The 16,397-nt window shown below is 44.5% G+C and carries 12 protein-coding genes and 15 tRNA genes; 2 read left to right on the top strand and 25 right to left on the bottom strand.

Features of this window, described 5'->3' with window-relative positions; translation table 11 throughout:
- Window positions 1-2 precede the first annotated feature (2 nt).
- Both OCU48_RS09965 and leuS read right to left on the bottom strand, forming a co-directional pair.
- Entirely contained in the window at window positions 3-719 is a 717-nt protein-coding gene (locus OCU48_RS09965; protein ID WP_141345517.1) for an LPS-assembly lipoprotein LptE, read from the bottom strand.
- A gap of 132 nt (window positions 720-851) precedes the next feature.
- Window positions 852-3,428, bottom strand: coding sequence for a leucine--tRNA ligase (gene leuS / locus OCU48_RS09960; RefSeq protein WP_141345518.1), 2,577 nt, complete (start codon window positions 3,426-3,428; stop codon window positions 852-854).
- Window positions 3,429-3,572: 144 nt separating this feature from the next.
- On the opposite strand from leuS, the gene OCU48_RS09955 reads away from it, so the two are divergent.
- Window positions 3,573-4,043 (top strand): zinc ribbon-containing protein, encoded by a 471-nt coding sequence (locus OCU48_RS09955; protein ID WP_141345519.1) that lies wholly within the window; start codon window positions 3,573-3,575, stop codon window positions 4,041-4,043.
- 64 nt (window positions 4,044-4,107) lie between these two features.
- Here the strand turns inward: OCU48_RS09955 and lnt are convergent, their stop codons facing one another.
- From lnt to miaB, 5 genes are all read right to left on the bottom strand, one after another.
- Window positions 4,108-5,634: an apolipoprotein N-acyltransferase gene (gene lnt, locus OCU48_RS09950; protein ID WP_167496184.1), complete on the bottom strand. Its 1,527-nt coding sequence runs from the start codon at window positions 5,632-5,634 to the stop codon at window positions 4,108-4,110.
- A gap of 56 nt (window positions 5,635-5,690) precedes the next feature.
- Entirely contained in the window at window positions 5,691-6,587 is an 897-nt protein-coding gene (gene corC / locus OCU48_RS09945; protein WP_141345521.1) for a CNNM family magnesium/cobalt transport protein CorC, read from the bottom strand.
- Between the two features lie 60 nt (window positions 6,588-6,647).
- A complete protein-coding gene (gene ybeY / locus OCU48_RS09940; protein WP_141345522.1) occupies window positions 6,648-7,112 on the bottom strand; it encodes an rRNA maturation RNase YbeY in 465 nt (154 codons plus the stop codon).
- Entirely contained in the window at window positions 7,112-8,218 is a 1,107-nt protein-coding gene (locus OCU48_RS09935) for a PhoH family protein (protein ID WP_141345523.1), read from the bottom strand. Before OCU48_RS09935 ends, ybeY begins: the two co-directional genes overlap by 1 nt.
- A gap of 77 nt (window positions 8,219-8,295) precedes the next feature.
- The gene (gene miaB, locus OCU48_RS09930; RefSeq protein WP_141345524.1) at window positions 8,296-9,720 is read right to left on the bottom strand and encodes a tRNA (N6-isopentenyl adenosine(37)-C2)-methylthiotransferase MiaB; all 1,425 of its coding nucleotides are present in this window, start codon (window positions 9,718-9,720) and stop codon (window positions 8,296-8,298) included.
- A 316-nt stretch (window positions 9,721-10,036) separates the two neighbouring features.
- Between miaB and OCU48_RS09925 the strand changes: the two genes are divergently transcribed.
- Window positions 10,037-11,194: an FAD-dependent oxidoreductase gene (locus OCU48_RS09925; RefSeq protein ID WP_141345525.1), complete on the top strand. Its 1,158-nt coding sequence runs from the start codon at window positions 10,037-10,039 to the stop codon at window positions 11,192-11,194.
- A gap of 106 nt (window positions 11,195-11,300) precedes the next feature.
- Here OCU48_RS09925 and OCU48_RS09920 read toward each other — a convergent pair.
- The 18 genes from OCU48_RS09920 to OCU48_RS09835 form a co-directional block, all read right to left on the bottom strand.
- Window positions 11,301-11,385 (bottom strand) — tRNA-Leu (locus OCU48_RS09920).
- A gap of 81 nt (window positions 11,386-11,466) precedes the next feature.
- A tRNA-Gln gene (locus OCU48_RS09915) sits at window positions 11,467-11,541 on the bottom strand.
- 30 nt (window positions 11,542-11,571) lie between these two features.
- Window positions 11,572-11,656: transfer RNA gene (locus OCU48_RS09910), tRNA-Leu, on the bottom strand.
- 81 nt (window positions 11,657-11,737) lie between these two features.
- Window positions 11,738-11,812 (bottom strand) — tRNA-Gln (locus tag OCU48_RS09905).
- A 30-nt stretch (window positions 11,813-11,842) separates the two neighbouring features.
- Window positions 11,843-11,927: transfer RNA gene (locus OCU48_RS09900), tRNA-Leu, on the bottom strand.
- A gap of 67 nt (window positions 11,928-11,994) precedes the next feature.
- Window positions 11,995-12,071 (bottom strand) — tRNA-Met (locus OCU48_RS09895).
- A gap of 37 nt (window positions 12,072-12,108) precedes the next feature.
- Window positions 12,109-12,193: transfer RNA gene (locus OCU48_RS09890), tRNA-Leu, on the bottom strand.
- Window positions 12,194-12,274: 81 nt separating this feature from the next.
- Window positions 12,275-12,349 (bottom strand) — tRNA-Gln (locus OCU48_RS09885).
- A 30-nt stretch (window positions 12,350-12,379) separates the two neighbouring features.
- Window positions 12,380-12,464 (bottom strand) — tRNA-Leu (locus OCU48_RS09880).
- A gap of 81 nt (window positions 12,465-12,545) precedes the next feature.
- Window positions 12,546-12,620: transfer RNA gene (locus tag OCU48_RS09875), tRNA-Gln, on the bottom strand.
- A 30-nt stretch (window positions 12,621-12,650) separates the two neighbouring features.
- Window positions 12,651-12,735: transfer RNA gene (locus OCU48_RS09870), tRNA-Leu, on the bottom strand.
- Between the two features lie 67 nt (window positions 12,736-12,802).
- Window positions 12,803-12,879: transfer RNA gene (locus OCU48_RS09865), tRNA-Met, on the bottom strand.
- 80 nt (window positions 12,880-12,959) lie between these two features.
- Window positions 12,960-13,034 (bottom strand) — tRNA-Gln (locus OCU48_RS09860).
- 30 nt (window positions 13,035-13,064) lie between these two features.
- Window positions 13,065-13,149, bottom strand: a tRNA-Leu gene (locus OCU48_RS09855).
- A 52-nt stretch (window positions 13,150-13,201) separates the two neighbouring features.
- A tRNA-Met gene (locus OCU48_RS09850) sits at window positions 13,202-13,278 on the bottom strand.
- Window positions 13,279-13,608: 330 nt separating this feature from the next.
- Window positions 13,609-14,700: a redox-regulated ATPase YchF gene (gene ychF, locus OCU48_RS09845; protein WP_141345944.1), complete on the bottom strand. Its 1,092-nt coding sequence runs from the start codon at window positions 14,698-14,700 to the stop codon at window positions 13,609-13,611.
- 10 nt (window positions 14,701-14,710) lie between these two features.
- Window positions 14,711-15,301, bottom strand: a complete 591-nt coding sequence (gene pth, locus OCU48_RS09840) for an aminoacyl-tRNA hydrolase (protein WP_141345946.1) — start codon at window positions 15,299-15,301, stop codon at window positions 14,711-14,713.
- 148 nt (window positions 15,302-15,449) lie between these two features.
- Window positions 15,450-16,397, bottom strand: coding sequence for a ribose-phosphate pyrophosphokinase (locus tag OCU48_RS09835; protein WP_017027129.1), 948 nt, complete (start codon window positions 16,395-16,397; stop codon window positions 15,450-15,452).

Here is a 16,397-nt window from a genome sequence, read left to right as displayed (position 1 = left end):
CTCTACTTTGCAACGTCAGATTCAGAGCCTACAGCTGTGTCTGCTTCAGTACCGCTTGATTCAGGTGGAGCAGTTTGCAGCTCTACAGGTATTGTTGCTTGATCGCTTTTCTCGTATTCAGCCTGCAGGCTAATTTGGTCATCTTTTCTTTGAGAAGGGTCTTCTATCACACCATCGTCATTAACGAAGGTATCAAATGAGCCATCATCGTTATCAAGGTCGGTACGTAGACGAGCTAACTGACGAATGATCTGTCTTGCGGCTTGCTTGCGCATCTCATCTTCAATCATGTCTCTTTCGACAGATTTAGCGAGCGCTGTTAACGGGTTATCTAGATAACTGCGGTTAACTTGAGTTCTAAACGTTCGAGTGCCTACGTCAGGGACGACAACTCGATAGCTCGCCCTTAGAGTCAGTTCTTTTTCCGCTGCACGGCTGTTTTGATAGAGAGAAAGAGTGCGTTCGTCAATGCTTTCTGTGAGCAGATGAATATTGGTGACGTTCGCTGCTGGAGTGACAAGATGTATGCCATTTTGTCTTAATTCCGTTTTTACATCTCGAGTAAATTGAGCGTAGTCATCGTAACTGGTCAAAGACATGGAATTGACTTCTTCCGGCACTAAGTAACTACCGCGAAAATGAAAACCACAGCCGCTAAGTAATGAGGCAATAAGTAGAGCAATAGCTAAGCGTAAATGAGAAAGGCGTGCAATTTGCATCAAAAGAATACTCTCTAAAGGAAGTTCGGTTCTTATCGTGCTTCTCTGAAACAAAGTCATCTTCGACAAAAAAGCAGGATAAAAAACGAAAGCTGAGGGCTACATGATGTAACCCTCAGTTTTAAGCGTAGATTAGTTTGCTACAATATTCAGTAGCTTACCAGGTACGAAGATAACTTTACGGACAGTTAAGCCATCTAAGAACTTCTTCGCGTTCTCATCGTTTAGACCAAGCTCACGAACTTGTTCTTCGGTTGCATCTGCTGCAACTGTCAGTTTCGCACGTAGTTTGCCGTTGATCATAACAACGATAGTTTTCTCGTCTTCAACTAACGCTTTCTCGTCAAACGTAGGCCATGTTGCTGAGTCTACGTTTGATTCACCTAATGCAATCCACATTTCGTAAGAGATATGGGGAGTCATTGGGTAAAGCATGCGAACTACCGCTTTTAGCGCTTCATCAAGGATTGCACGGTCTTGTACAGATTCTTGTGGCGCTTTCGCTAGCTTGTTCATCAGTTCCATGATCGCAGCGATTGCAGTGTTAAACGTTTGACGACGGCCGATATCGTCCGTTACTTTTGCGATAGTCTTATGAATATCACGACGAAGTGCTTTTTGGTCGCCAGATAGAATAGATGCATCAACAGATTCAGCTACACCTTTAGAAGAGTGAACATGAACCAGTTTCCAAACACGTTTAAGGAAACGGTTTGCACCTTCAACACCAGACTCTTGCCACTCAAGTGTCATGTCTGCAGGTGATGCAAACATCATGAATAGACGGACTGTATCGGCACCGTACTTGTCGACCATTTCTTGCGGGTCTATACCGTTGTTCTTAGACTTAGACATCTTAATCATGCCAGAGTGCTCAACGTTACGACCTTGCGCATCTACCGCTTTCTCGATGCGACCTTTGCCATCACGCTCAACGGTTACATCTGTTGGCGCAATCCATTCTTTAGTGCCTTTCTCGTTGGTGTGGTAGAAGGCGTCAGCCAAAACCATACCTTGACAAAGAAGCTGCTTGAACGGCTCATCAGAGGTCACGTAACCAGCATCACGAAGCAATTTGTGGAAGAAACGAGAGTAAAGCAGATGCATACACGCGTGTTCGATACCACCAACATATTGATCAACAGGTAGCCAGTAGTTTGCTTTCTCTGGATCTAGAATGTCATCAGCTTGTGGTGAACAGTAACGAGCGTAGTACCATGAAGACTCCATGAACGTATCGAACGTGTCAGTCTCACGCAAAGCTGGTTCGCCGTTGAATGTAGTTTCAGCCCAAGACTTGTCTGCCTTGATTGGGCTCGTTACGCCATCCATTACTACGTCTTCAGGAAGAATTACTGGCAGTTGGTCCGCTGGTACTGGATGAACTTCACCATCTTCAGTCGTTACCATTGGGATTGGAGCACCCCAGTAACGTTGACGAGACACACCCCAGTCACGTAGACGGAAGTTTACTGTTTTCTTACCTTTGCCTTCAGCTTCAAGTTTCGCAGCGATGGCATCGAATGCTTCTTGGAATGCAAGACCATCGAATTCATCAGAATCAAACAGTACCCCTTTCTCTGTGTAAGCGGCTTCAGACACATCTAGCTCAGAACCATCTTCAGGTTTGATTACTGGAATAATATCGATGCCGTACTTAGTTGCGAATTCGTAGTCACGTTGATCGTGAGCAGGAACGGCCATTACCGCACCTGTGCCATAATCCATAAGAACGAAGTTTGCTACGTAAACAGGAACTACACGACCGTTAAGAGGGTGGATAGCGGTTAAGCCTGTATCCATACCTTTCTTTTCCATCGTTGCTAGTTCTGCTTCAGCAACTTTAGTGTTACGACACTCTTCAACGAATGCAGCAAGCTCAGGATTGTTTTGAGACGCTTTTTCTGCAAGAGGGTGACCAGCAGCGATACCCACGTAAGAAACACCCATTAGTGTGTCAGGACGAGTTGTATACACTTCTAGTGGTGCTTCTTCACCGTTAACAGCGAAAGACAGCTCAACGCCTTCAGAGCGACCGATCCAGTTGCGCTGCATGGTCTTAACCATTTCAGGCCAACCTTCAAGGTTGTCTAGATCGTCTAGTAGTTCTTGTGCGTACTCAGTGATTTTAATGAACCACTGTGGGATCTTCTTTTGTTCTACTGGAGTGTCGCAACGCCAGCAGCAGCCATCTTCGACCTGCTCGTTTGCAAGAACAGTTTGGTCGTTTGGACACCAGTTAACTGAAGAGGTTTTCTTATAAACTAAGCCTTTTTCGTAGAGCTTAGTGAAGAAGCCTTGTTCCCAACGGTAGTACTCTGGAGTACAGGTCGCGAACTCACGGTTCCAATCGTAACCAAAGCCAAGAAGCTTAAGTTGGTTCTTCATGTACTCGATATTTTCGTATGTCCAAGGAGCAGGTGCAGTGTTGTTCTTAACTGCAGCGTTTTCTGCTGGTAGGCCAAAAGCATCCCAACCAATTGGTTGCATCACGTTTTTGCCTTGCAGGCGCTGGAAGCGAGACACTACGTCACCAATGGTATAGTTACGTACGTGGCCCATGTGCAGACGACCACTTGGGTACGGAAACATAGAAAGACAGTAGAATTTTTCTTTGTTTGGGTCTTCACTTACAACAAAGGTTTTATTGTTGTCCCAGTGCTGTTGAACTTTTTGTTCAATATCTTGCGGGTTGTATTGTTCTTGCATCGACGCTATCCATTTTCTTGGAAACTGTGAGAACGATTAAATCAGTTCGTTTTAGATCAGCATAGAATACCTAAAGGAGCTAAAAGCAACAACCACAAAGCAAGCTTTAAGCAATGTTAATTGCCATTAGGCAAAGGAGGGCATATGCCAAAACGTCAGACGAGTTATGATGAGTTGTTATCCGATGTAGTAGAAACCTTAAAACACAGCCCAGATGAAATAAATAATGTTATTGCTAATTCAGAGAAGGTGGTTGAGGCTGCCAATGATATGACTAAAGACGAATTAGCCTTAGTTTCGGCGTATGTTAAGTCGGACCTGCAAGAGTTTGCCAATAGTTTTGAAGAGAGTAAATCGGGGCCTTTTTATCTCATGATTGCAAACACTGTTTGGCAGTCTCTATTGGATATCACCGATAAAACTAAAGTCGAATGGGTTGAGTTCTTTCAAGATCTTGAGCATCAAGGGGTATACAAGTCGGGCGAAATTATTGGGCTAGGTGTATTAATTTGTGAAAAATGTGGGCACAGAACCCAATACAATCATGCCACCGAAATTCAAGCATGCTCGGAATGTGGGCACGATGAATTCTCTAGATTGCCTTTAAAACCGTAAGCTAAAAGCCGCGAGCCTTTACTAGATAAGGACTAGTAAAGGCTGTTTTTGCACTAAATATTGATTAGTTTTTTGAACGATTACGTACAGATAAGAGTAATGAGATCAATATGATACAAAAAACGATAATATCTAAAGGTAAACCACCAAACTGAACGTAAGGGGTTTTACCGTTAGTTGGTACGACCTTGGCTTTTAGTACCGCTTCCTCAAACTGAGGAAGATCAGCTGTTATATGGCCTTTATAGTCAGTGATCGCAGTGACACCGTTGTTAGTCGCACGAATCACAGGCATACCAAACTCTAATGCTCTCATGCGAGCGATAGCCATATGCTGAAGTGGACCGATTGAATCACCAAACCAAGCATCGTTAGATAACGTTAAGATGTAGTCGGTTTCGTCGGTGATATTGTCACGAAGCTGTTGACCAAAAATTATTTCATAACATAGTGCTACCACCATATGCATGCCATTAGCGGCGATGTTGTCTTGCACATAACCACCACGCTGAAATGAAGACATTGGTAAGTTAAAGAAAGGTGCTAGAGGTCTTAAAAAGTCCTCCAAAGGTACAAATTCACCAAACGGCAGCAGATGGTGCTTGTTATAGCGAGGCTGAGTATCGTAATTGTATTCGCCCGATGGTGTTACTCCAACCGTAGTGACACTGTTGTAATAAGTATTACGCCCTTCTTGGGTCAAGACTCCAGTTATTACCGCTGAATCATTCTGGCGAGCGGCTTTATCAAGATTGCTCATGAAAGAGGTAACTTCGTCTTCAAATGCGGGTATGGCTGCCTCTGGCCAGATAATAATATCCGCATCCCAGTTTTGGCGAGTATGGTCCATATACTTCATTAGCGTTGGCCAGCGCTGGCTTGGTAGCCATTTTGTTTCTTGCTGAACATTACCTTGGATTAATGCCACTGTTTGTGAGCGACTTTCGTCAGGGGTTACCCAGTTGATAAAATGGGTTAATCCAGCGACGGTAAATAGTACGACAGGAATCCACATTTGCTTCCATGCTCGGCGAGTCGTAATCATGGCTAGGCTACTTGATATGGCCATAACCCACATGCTAATCAGGTCTACACCCCCGATAGGCGCTAATCCAGCCAAAGGTGAATCTATTTGTGTGTAGCCTAATAAAAGCCAAGGGAAGCCTGTCAGAGCCCAACCTCGCAACCAATCACAGATTAGCCACAATGCTGGAGTGACAAGTAGCGCATTAAACCAGTTTCTGCTTCCGTTAAATCGCGTATACAAAGCAGCAAACAACGCTGAGTAGATCGAGAGATACCCAACCAGTAAAGTCATTAATAGCAGGCTAGCGGCTTTGGGCATGCCACCAAACGTATCGATACTGACGTGTACCCAACTGATGCCAGTAGCAAATAGCCCGATGCCCCATAAGTAGCCTATTAAGGCAGAAGAGCGAGTCGATTGTCCTTTGAGTAGCAAAAGCAATAACAATGGACTGAGCAGAGCAATAGGCCAAATTTGAAATGGAGCGAAGGAAAAAGTTGTACTGGCGCCAACAAAAGCGGCCGCAAGCGGCCGCATTAGGCGATGAGTCATCAATGATTTCATCTTAATATTTGAGTCTATTTTTCTAGAGGGTTATACCTCGTCCAAAAGAAAGTGTGCTATTCGCCACTCTCTTTTTCAGACTCTTTGTCTGGGACGGTAACCTGAAGTTGAATAATACGGCGGTTATCTGCTGACGTGACCTTGAAGCTATACTCCTCGATCTCGACGATTTCGCCTCGACTAGGTAGATGACCAAATTGGGTCATGACCAGGCCACCTACGGTATCCACTTCTTCATCACTGAAGTTAGTGTCAAAGGTATCATTAAATTCTTCGATAGTCGCTAGAGCCCTGACAGCAAATGTGTGTTTGCTGAGTTGGCGGATCTCTAATTCTTCTTCGTCGTCAAATTCATCCTCAATTTCACCGACGATTTCTTCAAGAATATCTTCGATAGTGACTAGGCCCGATACACCACCAAACTCATCAACCACAATTGCCATGTGGTAACGCTCTTCTCTGAACTCTTTAAGTAGGCGATCAACTCGTTTACTTTCAGGGACAACCACAGCAGGGCGTATGACTTGTTCTATATCGAAGGGTGCGCTTTTCGAACCTAGATATTTCAATAGGTCTTTAGCCAGCAAAATTCCTTCAACGTGGTCCTTGTCCTCGCTGATAACAGGGTAGCGGGAATGTTGTGCATCAGTGATAAGATTGATGAGTGCATCAAGATCGTCAGTGCTTTCGACTGTCACCATTTGCGAACGAGGGATCATGATGTCACGAACTCTCTGCTCTGCAATTTCCATAACACCCTCAAGCATATCTCGAGTGTCATGATCGATTAGGTCGTTTTCTTCCGAATCACGGATGACATCGACGAGCTCTTGACGGTCTTTAGGGTCCACTTGAAAAAGTTGACCTAGACGTTCGAAGAAGGACTTCCTACTCGGACCTTCTGATTTTTCCTTTGAGCCCTCTTTAGAGGACGAGTTGTCTTCGCTGTTCATTGCTTCTCAACGGTTAGCGCTATCAAATGTGTAATAGCTCACTGTATCTTTATATTGGGATTACTGTTTTTCTGCAAGGTAAGGATCGTCAAAACCTAATCCTTGCATAATTTCAGTTTCTAGAGATTCCATCTCTTCGGCTTCTTCGTCCTGAATATGGTCATAGCCGAGTAGGTGTAAGCTACCGTGCACCACCATATGAGCCCAATGCGCAGTCAGAGTTTTTTGCTGCGCAGCAGCTTCATCTTCAACCACTTGCTTACAAATGACAAGATCCCCTAGCAAATTTATTTCTACGCCAGGTGGGACCTCAAATGGGAAGGACAACACGTTGGTTGGTTTGTCCTTACCACGATAATCGTGATTAAGCTGGTGGCTCTCTTCAGAATCAACTATACGAATAGTGAGTTCTGAGTCTGGCTGAAATTGCGTTAACGTATAATCAAGCCAAGACTGAAAGTCCTGCTCTGAAGGCAACTGGCTGTCATTTTCTACAGCCAATTGTAGGTCCAGGTAAATGGCCATTATTTGCTCACAAGTTGTGATTGTTGCTGAGATTGAAGTGCAGCATCTGCGACAAGTTTCGCTTCACGCTCTTCACGTTCTTGGCGACGACGTTGATCAATCGCTTTCTTTTCCTTCTGGTCTTGAACTTCCCACTTTTCATAGGCATTCACGATACGTGCGACAACAGGGTGTCGTACAACATCATCCGCTAAGAAGAAGTTGAAACTGATATCGTCTACCTCAGAAAGCACTTCGATAGCATGACGAAGGCCCGATTTAGCACCGCGAGGTAAATCAATCTGGGTAACGTCGCCGGTGATAACGGCGCGCGAATTGAAGCCGATACGGGTCAAGAACATCTTCATCTGTTCGATGGTGGTGTTCTGGCTCTCATCCAAAATAATAAACGCATCGTTCAAAGTACGACCGCGCATATAGGCTAAAGGAGCGACCTCAATGACATTACGTTCGATCAGTTTTTCTACACGTTCAAAACCTAACATTTCAAATAGTGCGTCATAAAGAGGGCGAAGGTAAGGGTCGACTTTTTGACTTAGATCGCCAGGTAAGAAACCCAATTTTTCACCGGCTTCTACCGCAGGGCGAGTCAGTAAGATACGTCTGATCTCTTGGCGCTCTAGTGCGTCCACGGCAGCTGCAACAGCTAGATAGGTTTTACCTGTACCAGCAGGACCAACACCAAAGGTGATGTCGTGCGTGACTATATTCATCAGATATTGAGCCTGATTTGGAGTGCGAGGTTTAATCACACCCTTTTTAGTCTTAATAAAAACTTCTTTACCGTGAGAGAATTCAACCTCGGCTGCCTGCTCAAGAACGCCACTTTCTTTCACTTCTAAGTGGATCTGTTCTGGCTCAATATCCGGGATATTGCCATGAACGGGTGCTGTTTGAACGTAAAGTCTTTTGACGATATCTAGCGCCGCAGAGGCGGTATGAGGTTGGCCAACGATGGAGAAGTGGTTGCCACGATAGTTGATTTCAACGCCAAGACGACGTTCTAGGTGTTTGATGTTGTCATCAAATGGGCCACAAAGGCTAGAAAGACGGTGATTATTTGCTGGTTCTAGGTCGATCTCTAGGGTAACAATTTTATTGCTCAATGGTGCCTCGCATTTACTGTACTGAAAGAGTTCTAGGAGATTCCTAGTGGACTCTTTCAGTATAGCTGTATGTTACTTTAAGGTGTAAATGTCGCTACACCTAATTCATCTTCCTTGCGTGTCTTTGTCATCATCTCAGTTGGAGAGACAGCGATACGAAGGTCCATTTCTGATTCTGTGCGAACAAGTTCGCCACGTAAAGAGTTAGCGAACACGTCTGTGATTTTCACATCAACGAATTGGCCAATTAGGTCAGCATTACCTTCAAAGTTCACTACGCGGTTGTTTTCTGTACGTGCGCGAAGCTCCATCAGATCTTTCTTCGATGGACCTTCTACTAGCACACGTTGCACTGTGCCTAGCATTTGACGAGAGTAACGCATAGCTTGTGCGTTAACCGTTTGCTGTAGCTCGTACAAACGCTCTTTCTTCTCTTGCTCCGTCAAATCACATGGGTAATCTGCTGCAGGCGTACCAGGACGAGGAGAGAAGACAAAGCTGAAGCTCATATCAAAATCAACGTCACGGATAATTTTCATTGTGTCTTGGAAGTCTTGGTCAGACTCACCAGGGAAGCCAACAATGAAGTCTGAACTGATCTGAATATCAGGACGAGCTTTTCGCAGTTTACGAATAATTGATTTGTATTCGATTGCTGTATGAGGACGTTTCATCATAGTTAGGATGCGGTCAGAACCACTTTGCACTGGTAGGTGCAGGAAGCTAACGAGTTCTGGAGTGTCTTCATATACTGCAATGATGTCATCAGTAAATTCAAGTGGATGACTGGTCGTAAAGCGAATTCGGTCAATACCATCAATTGACGCTACAAGTCGCAGCAGGTTTGCGAACGAACAAATATCACCATCGTGCGTTGGACCGCGGTAGGCATTTACGTTTTGACCAAGAAGGTTTACTTCGCGTACACCTTGCTCGGCAAGTTGTGCGATTTCAAATAGAACATCGTCCATTGGACGGCTAACTTCTTCACCACGAGTATAAGGCACAACACAATATGTGCAGTATTTAGAACAGCCTTCCATGATTGAAACGAACGCTGTAGCACCTTCAGCGCGAGGCTCAGGTAAGTTGTCAAACTTCTCGATTTCAGGAAAAGAGATATCCATTACAGGAGCATGATCGTTTTGAGATTGCTTGATCATCTCTGGAAGTCGATGCAGTGTTTGTGGGCCAAAGATAACATCAACGTAAGGGGCACGTTGACGGATATGATCGCCTTCTTGAGTCGCAACACAGCCACCAACACCGATAACCACACCTGGTTTAGTGTCTTTTAAAGTCTTCCAACGGCCAAGCTGGTGGAACACTTTTTCTTGTGCTTTTTCACGAATAGAGCAGGTATTTAGTAGTAATACATCCGCTTCTTTAGGATCTTCTGTTAGCTCAAATCCATTGGCGGCATTAAGCAGGTCAGCCATCTTTGATGAATCGTATTCGTTCATCTGGCAACCCCAGGTTTTGATCAGAAGTTTCTTACTCATTGCATTCACACTCGTGTTAATTAATCACTTTTCAACTGGCTATAGTGCTCAGTATTTCACCACGCATAATCGTGGAGAGCCGCGTATTGTACTGACTAAATGAGGCTATGACTAGCTCTCAAGCTTAAATTTCACCCGTTGCAGGGTAAGGCATTGTTTGTATTGAGCTGCTTTTCTGTGGATTTAATAAAAATAGGAGAAGCAAAGACAAATAAACCAAGAAGTAGATAGTAATTGAGTTGCTGTACAGGAATTGCTAGACGCTTTTCAGTACAATTAATTAAAAGGCATAAACAATGTTATTTAAGGATAAAGGGTGGCACACATGCATTTTGATGTAGCGGTGATAGGCGGAGGCATGGTTGGGGCAGCAACAGCACTCGGCTTGGCAAAGCAAGGTAAGCGAGTTGCGATTGTAGAGGGCTACCAACCTAAATCTTTTGAACATTCACAAGATTTGGATATCCGAATATCTGCCATATCAAAAAGCTCCGTTGATCTTTTGGAGCAGTTAGGGGCTTGGCCACATATTCAAAGTAAGAGAGTTTTTCCCTATTCTGGCCTAGAAACCTGGGAGCTTGAAAATTGCTGTACACGCTTTGATGCGGCTGACCTAGATTTAACTTTGCTAGGTTATATGGTTGAGAATCGTGTATTGCAGTTGGGTATTTGGCAAGCTCTAGGCGATTACTCGAACGTCACCTTTTATTGCCCCGATTCATTAGTCAGCATGAACCGAAATGAGCAAGGCAAGCTCTTAGAGTTGTCATCTGGCGATGTGTTAACCGCTAGCTTAGTGGTTGGGGCGGATGGTGCTAACTCAAAAGTGAGACAAATCGCTGGGATTGGTGTGACTGCATGGGACTACCGCCAAGATTGTATGCTAATAAATGTTGATACGAACTGCCTTGATATCGATGTGACTTGGCAATGGTTTACTCCAAGCGGCCCTAGGTCGTACTTACCTATGGGAGAAGGTAAAGGCTGTTTGGTTTGGTATGATTCGCCGCAGCGCATTAAGCAACTTGCTCAATTGAATGCTGAAGAGTTACAAGCAGAGATAGAACGATGTTTTCCCAAGAGAGTAGGTCATATCACAGTAAAGGAATGTGCTTCTTTTCCTCTTAAGCGTCGCCATGCGCAACACTATTATAAAGAAGGTGTAGTGCTGGTAGGAGATTCGGCCCATACCATAAACCCATTAGCAGGTCAGGGTGTGAACCTTGGCTTTAAAGATGCTGCTGCACTGTTGGCAACACTAAAAGACAGCGATTACTCTCTAAATAATCTTCAGCAATATCAACAATTAAGAAAGGCTGATAACTTGATAATGCAAACTGCTATGGACGTGTTTTATGTCGGTTTTAGTAATAATCTAGGCCCAGTAAAAATGCTGAGAAATGCGGGGCTAAAACTGGCTGATAGTGCGGGTCCTCTCAAGCATCAAGCATTGAGGTATGCCTTGGGGTTATAGAGTTTTAATTGCAGAGAGGAAAGGGCGTCGATAGTATTTCGCCCTTTTTGCTGGTCTTTTCTACAGACAATAAAAAACCCGTCCAAAAGACGGGTTCACTATATAATGGTGCGGTCGGAGAGACTTGAACTCTCACACCTTGCGGCGCCAGAACCTAAATCTGGTGCGTCTACCAATTCCGCCACGACCGCAGCAATTTTGTAGTTAGAGAGATGATTAGAGAATCTCAATAACGTTGTGTGCTCTTCTATTAAGAGCGACCACTTGAATAGTGGCTGGGCTACCTGGATTCGAACCAGGGAATGCTGGCATCAAAAGCCAGTGCCTTACCGCTTGGCGATAGCCCAACAGTGATGTCATTTAAGACATCTAAATAATGGTGCGGACGGAGAGACTTGAACTCTCACACCTTGCGGCGCCAGAACCTAAATCTGGTGCGTCTACCAATTCCGCCACGTCCGCAGCAATTTTGTAGTTAGAGAGATGATTGGAGAGTCTCAATAACGTTGTGTGCTCTTCTAATAAGAACAACCACTTGAATAGTGGCTGGGCTACCTGGATTCGAACCAGGGAATGCTGGCATCAAAAGCCAGTGCCTTACCGCTTGGCGATAGCCCAACAGTGATATCATTTAAGACATCTAAATAATGGTGCGGTCGGAGAGACTTGAACTCTCACACCTTGCGGCGCCAGAACCTAAATCTGGTGCGTCTACCAATTCCGCCACGACCGCAGCAAAGCTTTTACTCTAGCGAAGAGTGTAGTTAAGAAGACTTATGGTTTGTCTAAGTAACATTGTATGGTGGCTACTGCGGGATTTGAACCTGCGACCCCATCATTATGAGTGATGTGCTCTAACCAGCTGAGCTAAGTAGCCTTTATTCAAAGAGTAAATACACTTTAAATCTAAATAATGGTGCGGTCGGAGAGACTTGAACTCTCACACCTTGCGGCGCCAGAACCTAAATCTGGTGCGTCTACCAATTCCGCCACGACCGCAGCAATTTTGTAGTTAGAGAGATGATTGGAGAGTCTCAATAACGTTGTGTGCTCTTCTATTAAGAGCGACCACTTGAATAGTGGCTGGGCTACCTGGATTCGAACCAGGGAATGCTGGCATCAAAAGCCAGTGCCTTACCGCTTGGCGATAGCCCAACAGTGATGTCATTTAAGACATCTAAATAATGGTGCGGACGGAGAGACTTGAACTCTCACACCTTGCGGCGCCAGAACCTAAATCTGGTGCGTCTACCAATTCCGCCACGTCCGCAGCAATTTTGTAGTTAGAGAGATGATTGGAGAGTCTCAATAACGTTGTGTGCTCTTCTAATAAGAGCAACCACTTGAATAGTGGCTGGGCTACCTGGATTCGAACCAGGGAATGCTGGCATCAAAAGCCAGTGCCTTACCGCTTGGCGATAGCCCAACAGTGATATCATTTAAGACATCTAAATAATGGTGCGGTCGGAGAGACTTGAACTCTCACACCTTGCGGCGCCAGAACCTAAATCTGGTGCGTCTACCAATTCCGCCACGACCGCAGCAAAGCTTTTACTCTAGCGAAGAGTGTAGTTAAGAAGACTTATGGTTTGTCTAAGTAACATTGTATGGTGGCTACTGCGGGATTTGAACCTGCGACCCCATCATTATGAGTGATGTGCTCTAACCAGCTGAGCTAAGTAGCCACTTTAATTTTGAGCGAGTGAGGATAAACCAATCTCGCTTTATTTCCAATGATTTTTTAACAAAACCACGAAATAAATAGTGGCTGGGCTACCTGGATTCGAACCAGGGAATGCTGGCATCAAAAGCCAGTGCCTTACCGCTTGGCGATAGCCCAACAATGATATCGTGCAAGATATCTAAATAATGGTGCGGACGGAGAGACTTGAACTCTCACACCTTGCGGCGCCAGAACCTAAATCTGGTGCGTCTACCAATTCCGCCACGTCCGCACATTTCCTTATTACTCTCAAAATCAATTTGAAGTCGAAAGCAATTAGGAAATGGTGGCTACTGCGGGATTTGAACCTGCGACCCCATCATTATGAGTGATGTGCTCTAACCAGCTGAGCTAAGTAGCCATTACCATATTGCCATTCTCAAGCGCTGTTAGACAGTGTCGAGAACGGAGCGCATTATGCGTATATCCCCGGAAACCGTCAATAGTTTTTTTGAAGATTTTGCTACTTATAGCGCGTTCGAACTTTTTTTAAACAAAGCGTCCCGTTTTTATTCAAAAATGCATTAAGAATTAAACACAAACCGACAACATAATTTGAGTAATTTAAGGTGTAGTTGGAGCAGGGCGCGTTAGTTTCTATATAGTTTTGCAATGAACGCAAAATGAAAAAGATCGCCGAAGCGATCTTTTCAATCAAAGCTTAATCAATGTTTAGCGACGATAAACTTGATTAGACGTTGAAGCGGAAATGAATAACATCACCATCTTTAACGATGTAATCTTTGCCTTCTAGACGCCATTTGCCTGCGTCTTTAGCGCCACTTTCACCTTTAAATTGGATAAAATCATCGTAACCAACGATTTCAGCACGGATGAAGCCTTTTTCAAAATCGGTGTGGATTTTACCAGCAGATTGTGGAGCTGTAGCACCAATAGGAATTGTCCAAGCTCGAACTTCTTTAACACCTGCAGTGAAGTAAGTCTGTAGTGTCAGTAGATCGTAACCCGAGCGGATAACACGGTTTAGACCCGGCTCTTCAATGCCCATATCGGCAAGGAACTCTGCTCGATCTTCATCATCAAGTTCAGCCATTTCAGATTCAATAGCCGCACATACTGGAACAACAACATTGTTTTCTTTTGCTGCGAACTCACGAACAAGTTCTAAGTATGGGTTATTTTCAAAACCGTCTTCAGCTACGTTGGCAATATACATGGTTGGCTTAAGGGTTAAGAAGTTTAAGTAATCAACGGCAGAAATCTGCTCTTTAGTTAACTCAACAGTACGAGCCATGCCGCCTTCAGTTAAAATTGGCAGTAGCTTCTCAAGCACAGCAAGCTCAAATTTAGCGTCTTGATCTCCACCTTTCGCTTTTTTGGTGTTACGGAAAATAGCGCGTTCACAACTATCTAGATCCGCCATTGCCAACTCAAGGTTGATCACTTCGATGTCTTCGATTGGTGATACTTTGCCTGATACGTGGACAATGTTCTCATCTTCAAAACAGCGAACAACGTGACCGATAGCATCAGTTTCGCGAATGTTAGCTAGGAATTTGTTACCTAAGCCCTCACCACGAGATGCGCCAGCAACTAGGCCTGCTATGTCAACAAATTCCATTGTTGTTGGTAGGATTTTTTGAGGATTAACAATCTCAGCCAGTGCATTAAGGCGTAGATCCGGCACAGGTACAACACCTGTGTTTGGTTCGATGGTACAGAACGGAAAGTTTGCCGCTTCGATACCTGCTTTAGTTAGAGCATTGAAAAGAGTTGATTTACCAACGTTTGGAAGACCAACGATGCCACATTTAAAACCCATGATTAAAACCTTATTCTGCTTTGAACGTGTGTAAGCGATTTTGTGCTTTAGTTAAACCGTCTTTTAGCAATATATCTAAACTGCGTACGGACTCGTCGACTACGGCTTCAAGACATTCTTGCTCTTTAGCTGGAGCTTTGCCTAATACATAGCCAGCTACATGGTCTTTATGACCTGGATGGCCGATGCCGATGCGTAGTCGGTAAAATTCTTTGTTATTGCCAAGTTTGCTAATGGAGTCTTTTAGTCCATTGTGGCCACCGTGACCGCCGCCCTTTTTGAACTTTCCTACACCAGGAGGTAAGTCTAGTTCATCGTGTGCGATCATTATCTCTTCAGGTTTTATCTGATAAAACTTAGCAAGTGCCGCAACAGATTTCCCGGATAGATTCATAAAGGTGGTCGGGACTAATAAACGCAGATCGTGGCCATTTGCCATAATTCTGCCTGTAAGTCCAAAAAACTTAGGCTCATTTTTTAATGTCACATTGTGTACACGAGCTAATTCTTCGACGACCCAAGCGCCTGCATTGTGACGTGTTTTAGCGTATTCAGGACCCGGATTCGCCAGACCGACAAGTAGTTTGATTTCTTGGCTCAAGATTTGACTCTCGTAAATGTAGGTGACAATAAAAAGCGCGATATGATAGCACGCAACATGGCTAAGAGTAAAAAATCCCGGTGCTTATTACTAAGTACCGGGATTTTCAAAGTTATTTAGGTTCAATTGAACCGGATGTCAGCAGTAATTAGTGGCTGAACATCGCTGAGATTGACTCTTCGTTGCTAATGCGACGAATTGCTTCAGCAAGCATGCTAGATAGAGTTAGCTGAGTAACTTTACCGGTTGCTGCCATCTCTTTGCTTAGTGTGATTGAGTCAGTAATGATGACTTGGTCAAGCACTGAGTTTTTGATGTTCTTAGCGGCATTACCAGAGAACACTGCGTGAGTTGCGTATGCAAATACACGTTTAGCACCACGCTCTTTAAGAGCTTCAGCTGCTTTACACAGAGTGCCACCAGTATCAATCATGTCATCAACGATCACGCAATCGCGACCTTCAACATCACCGATTAGGTTCATTACTTCTGAAACGTTAGCACGTGGACGGCGCTTATCTACGATAGCGATGTCGATGTCACCAAGCGCTTTAGCAGTAGCACGAGCACGTACAACGCCACCAAGATCTGGAGAAACAACGACAGGATCTTCTAGACCACGGTTTGCCATATCTTCTAGCAGTACTGGAGTACCGAAGATGTTGTCTACCGGCACGTCGAAGAAACCTTGAATCTGTTCAGCGTGTAGGTCGATTGTAAGAACGCGGTCAACACCAACGTTAGACAAGAAGTCAGCGACTACTTTAGCTGTGATTGGCACACGAGCAGAGCGTACGCGGCGATCTTGACGAGCATAGCCGAAGTAAGGGATTACAGCTGTAATACGGCCAGCAGAAGCACGACGCATAGCGTCGATCATTACCACCAATTCCATTAGGTTGTCATTGGTAGGTGCGCACGTTGATTGGATGATAAATACATCGCTACCACGAACGTTTTCATTAATTTGTACAGCGACTTCGCCGTCAGAAAAACGGTCTACAGTAGCATCACCTAGAGAAATGTATAGGCGATCAGCAATGCGTTGGGCTAGTTCAGGTGTTGCGTTACCAGCAAATAGCTTCATATCAGGCAC

This window comes from Vibrio inusitatus (assembly GCA_024346935.1).
GTDB classification, from domain to species: domain Bacteria; phylum Pseudomonadota; class Gammaproteobacteria; order Enterobacterales; family Vibrionaceae; genus Vibrio; species Vibrio inusitatus.
The sequence above is the reverse complement of the archived record's forward strand: the minus strand, read 5'-3'. Positions and strand labels throughout refer to the sequence as shown.

What these genes read in the sequence shown, in the direction of transcription:
- corC (WP_141345521.1), bottom strand. Translation starts at nt 6,587, where the DNA reads ATGAACAGCGAAGACAACTCGTCCTCTAAAGAGGGCTCAAAGGAAAAA.
- OCU48_RS09965 (WP_141345517.1), bottom strand. Translation starts at nt 719, where the DNA reads ATGCAAATTGCACGCCTTTCTCATTTACGCTTAGCTATTGCTCTACTT.
- ybeY (WP_141345522.1), bottom strand. Translation starts at nt 7,112, where the DNA reads ATGGCCATTTACCTGGACCTACAATTGGCTGTAGAAAATGACAGCCAG.
- miaB (WP_141345524.1), bottom strand. Translation starts at nt 9,720, where the DNA reads ATGAGTAAGAAACTTCTGATCAAAACCTGGGGTTGCCAGATGAACGAA.
- ychF (WP_141345944.1), bottom strand. Translation starts at nt 14,700, where the DNA reads ATGGGTTTTAAATGTGGCATCGTTGGTCTTCCAAACGTTGGTAAATCA.
- leuS (WP_141345518.1), bottom strand. Translation starts at nt 3,428, where the DNA reads ATGCAAGAACAATACAACCCGCAAGATATTGAACAAAAAGTTCAACAG.
- OCU48_RS09955 (WP_141345519.1), top strand. Translation starts at nt 3,573, where the DNA reads ATGCCAAAACGTCAGACGAGTTATGATGAGTTGTTATCCGATGTAGTA.
- lnt (WP_167496184.1), bottom strand. Translation starts at nt 5,634, where the DNA reads ATGAAATCATTGATGACTCATCGCCTAATGCGGCCGCTTGCGGCCGCT.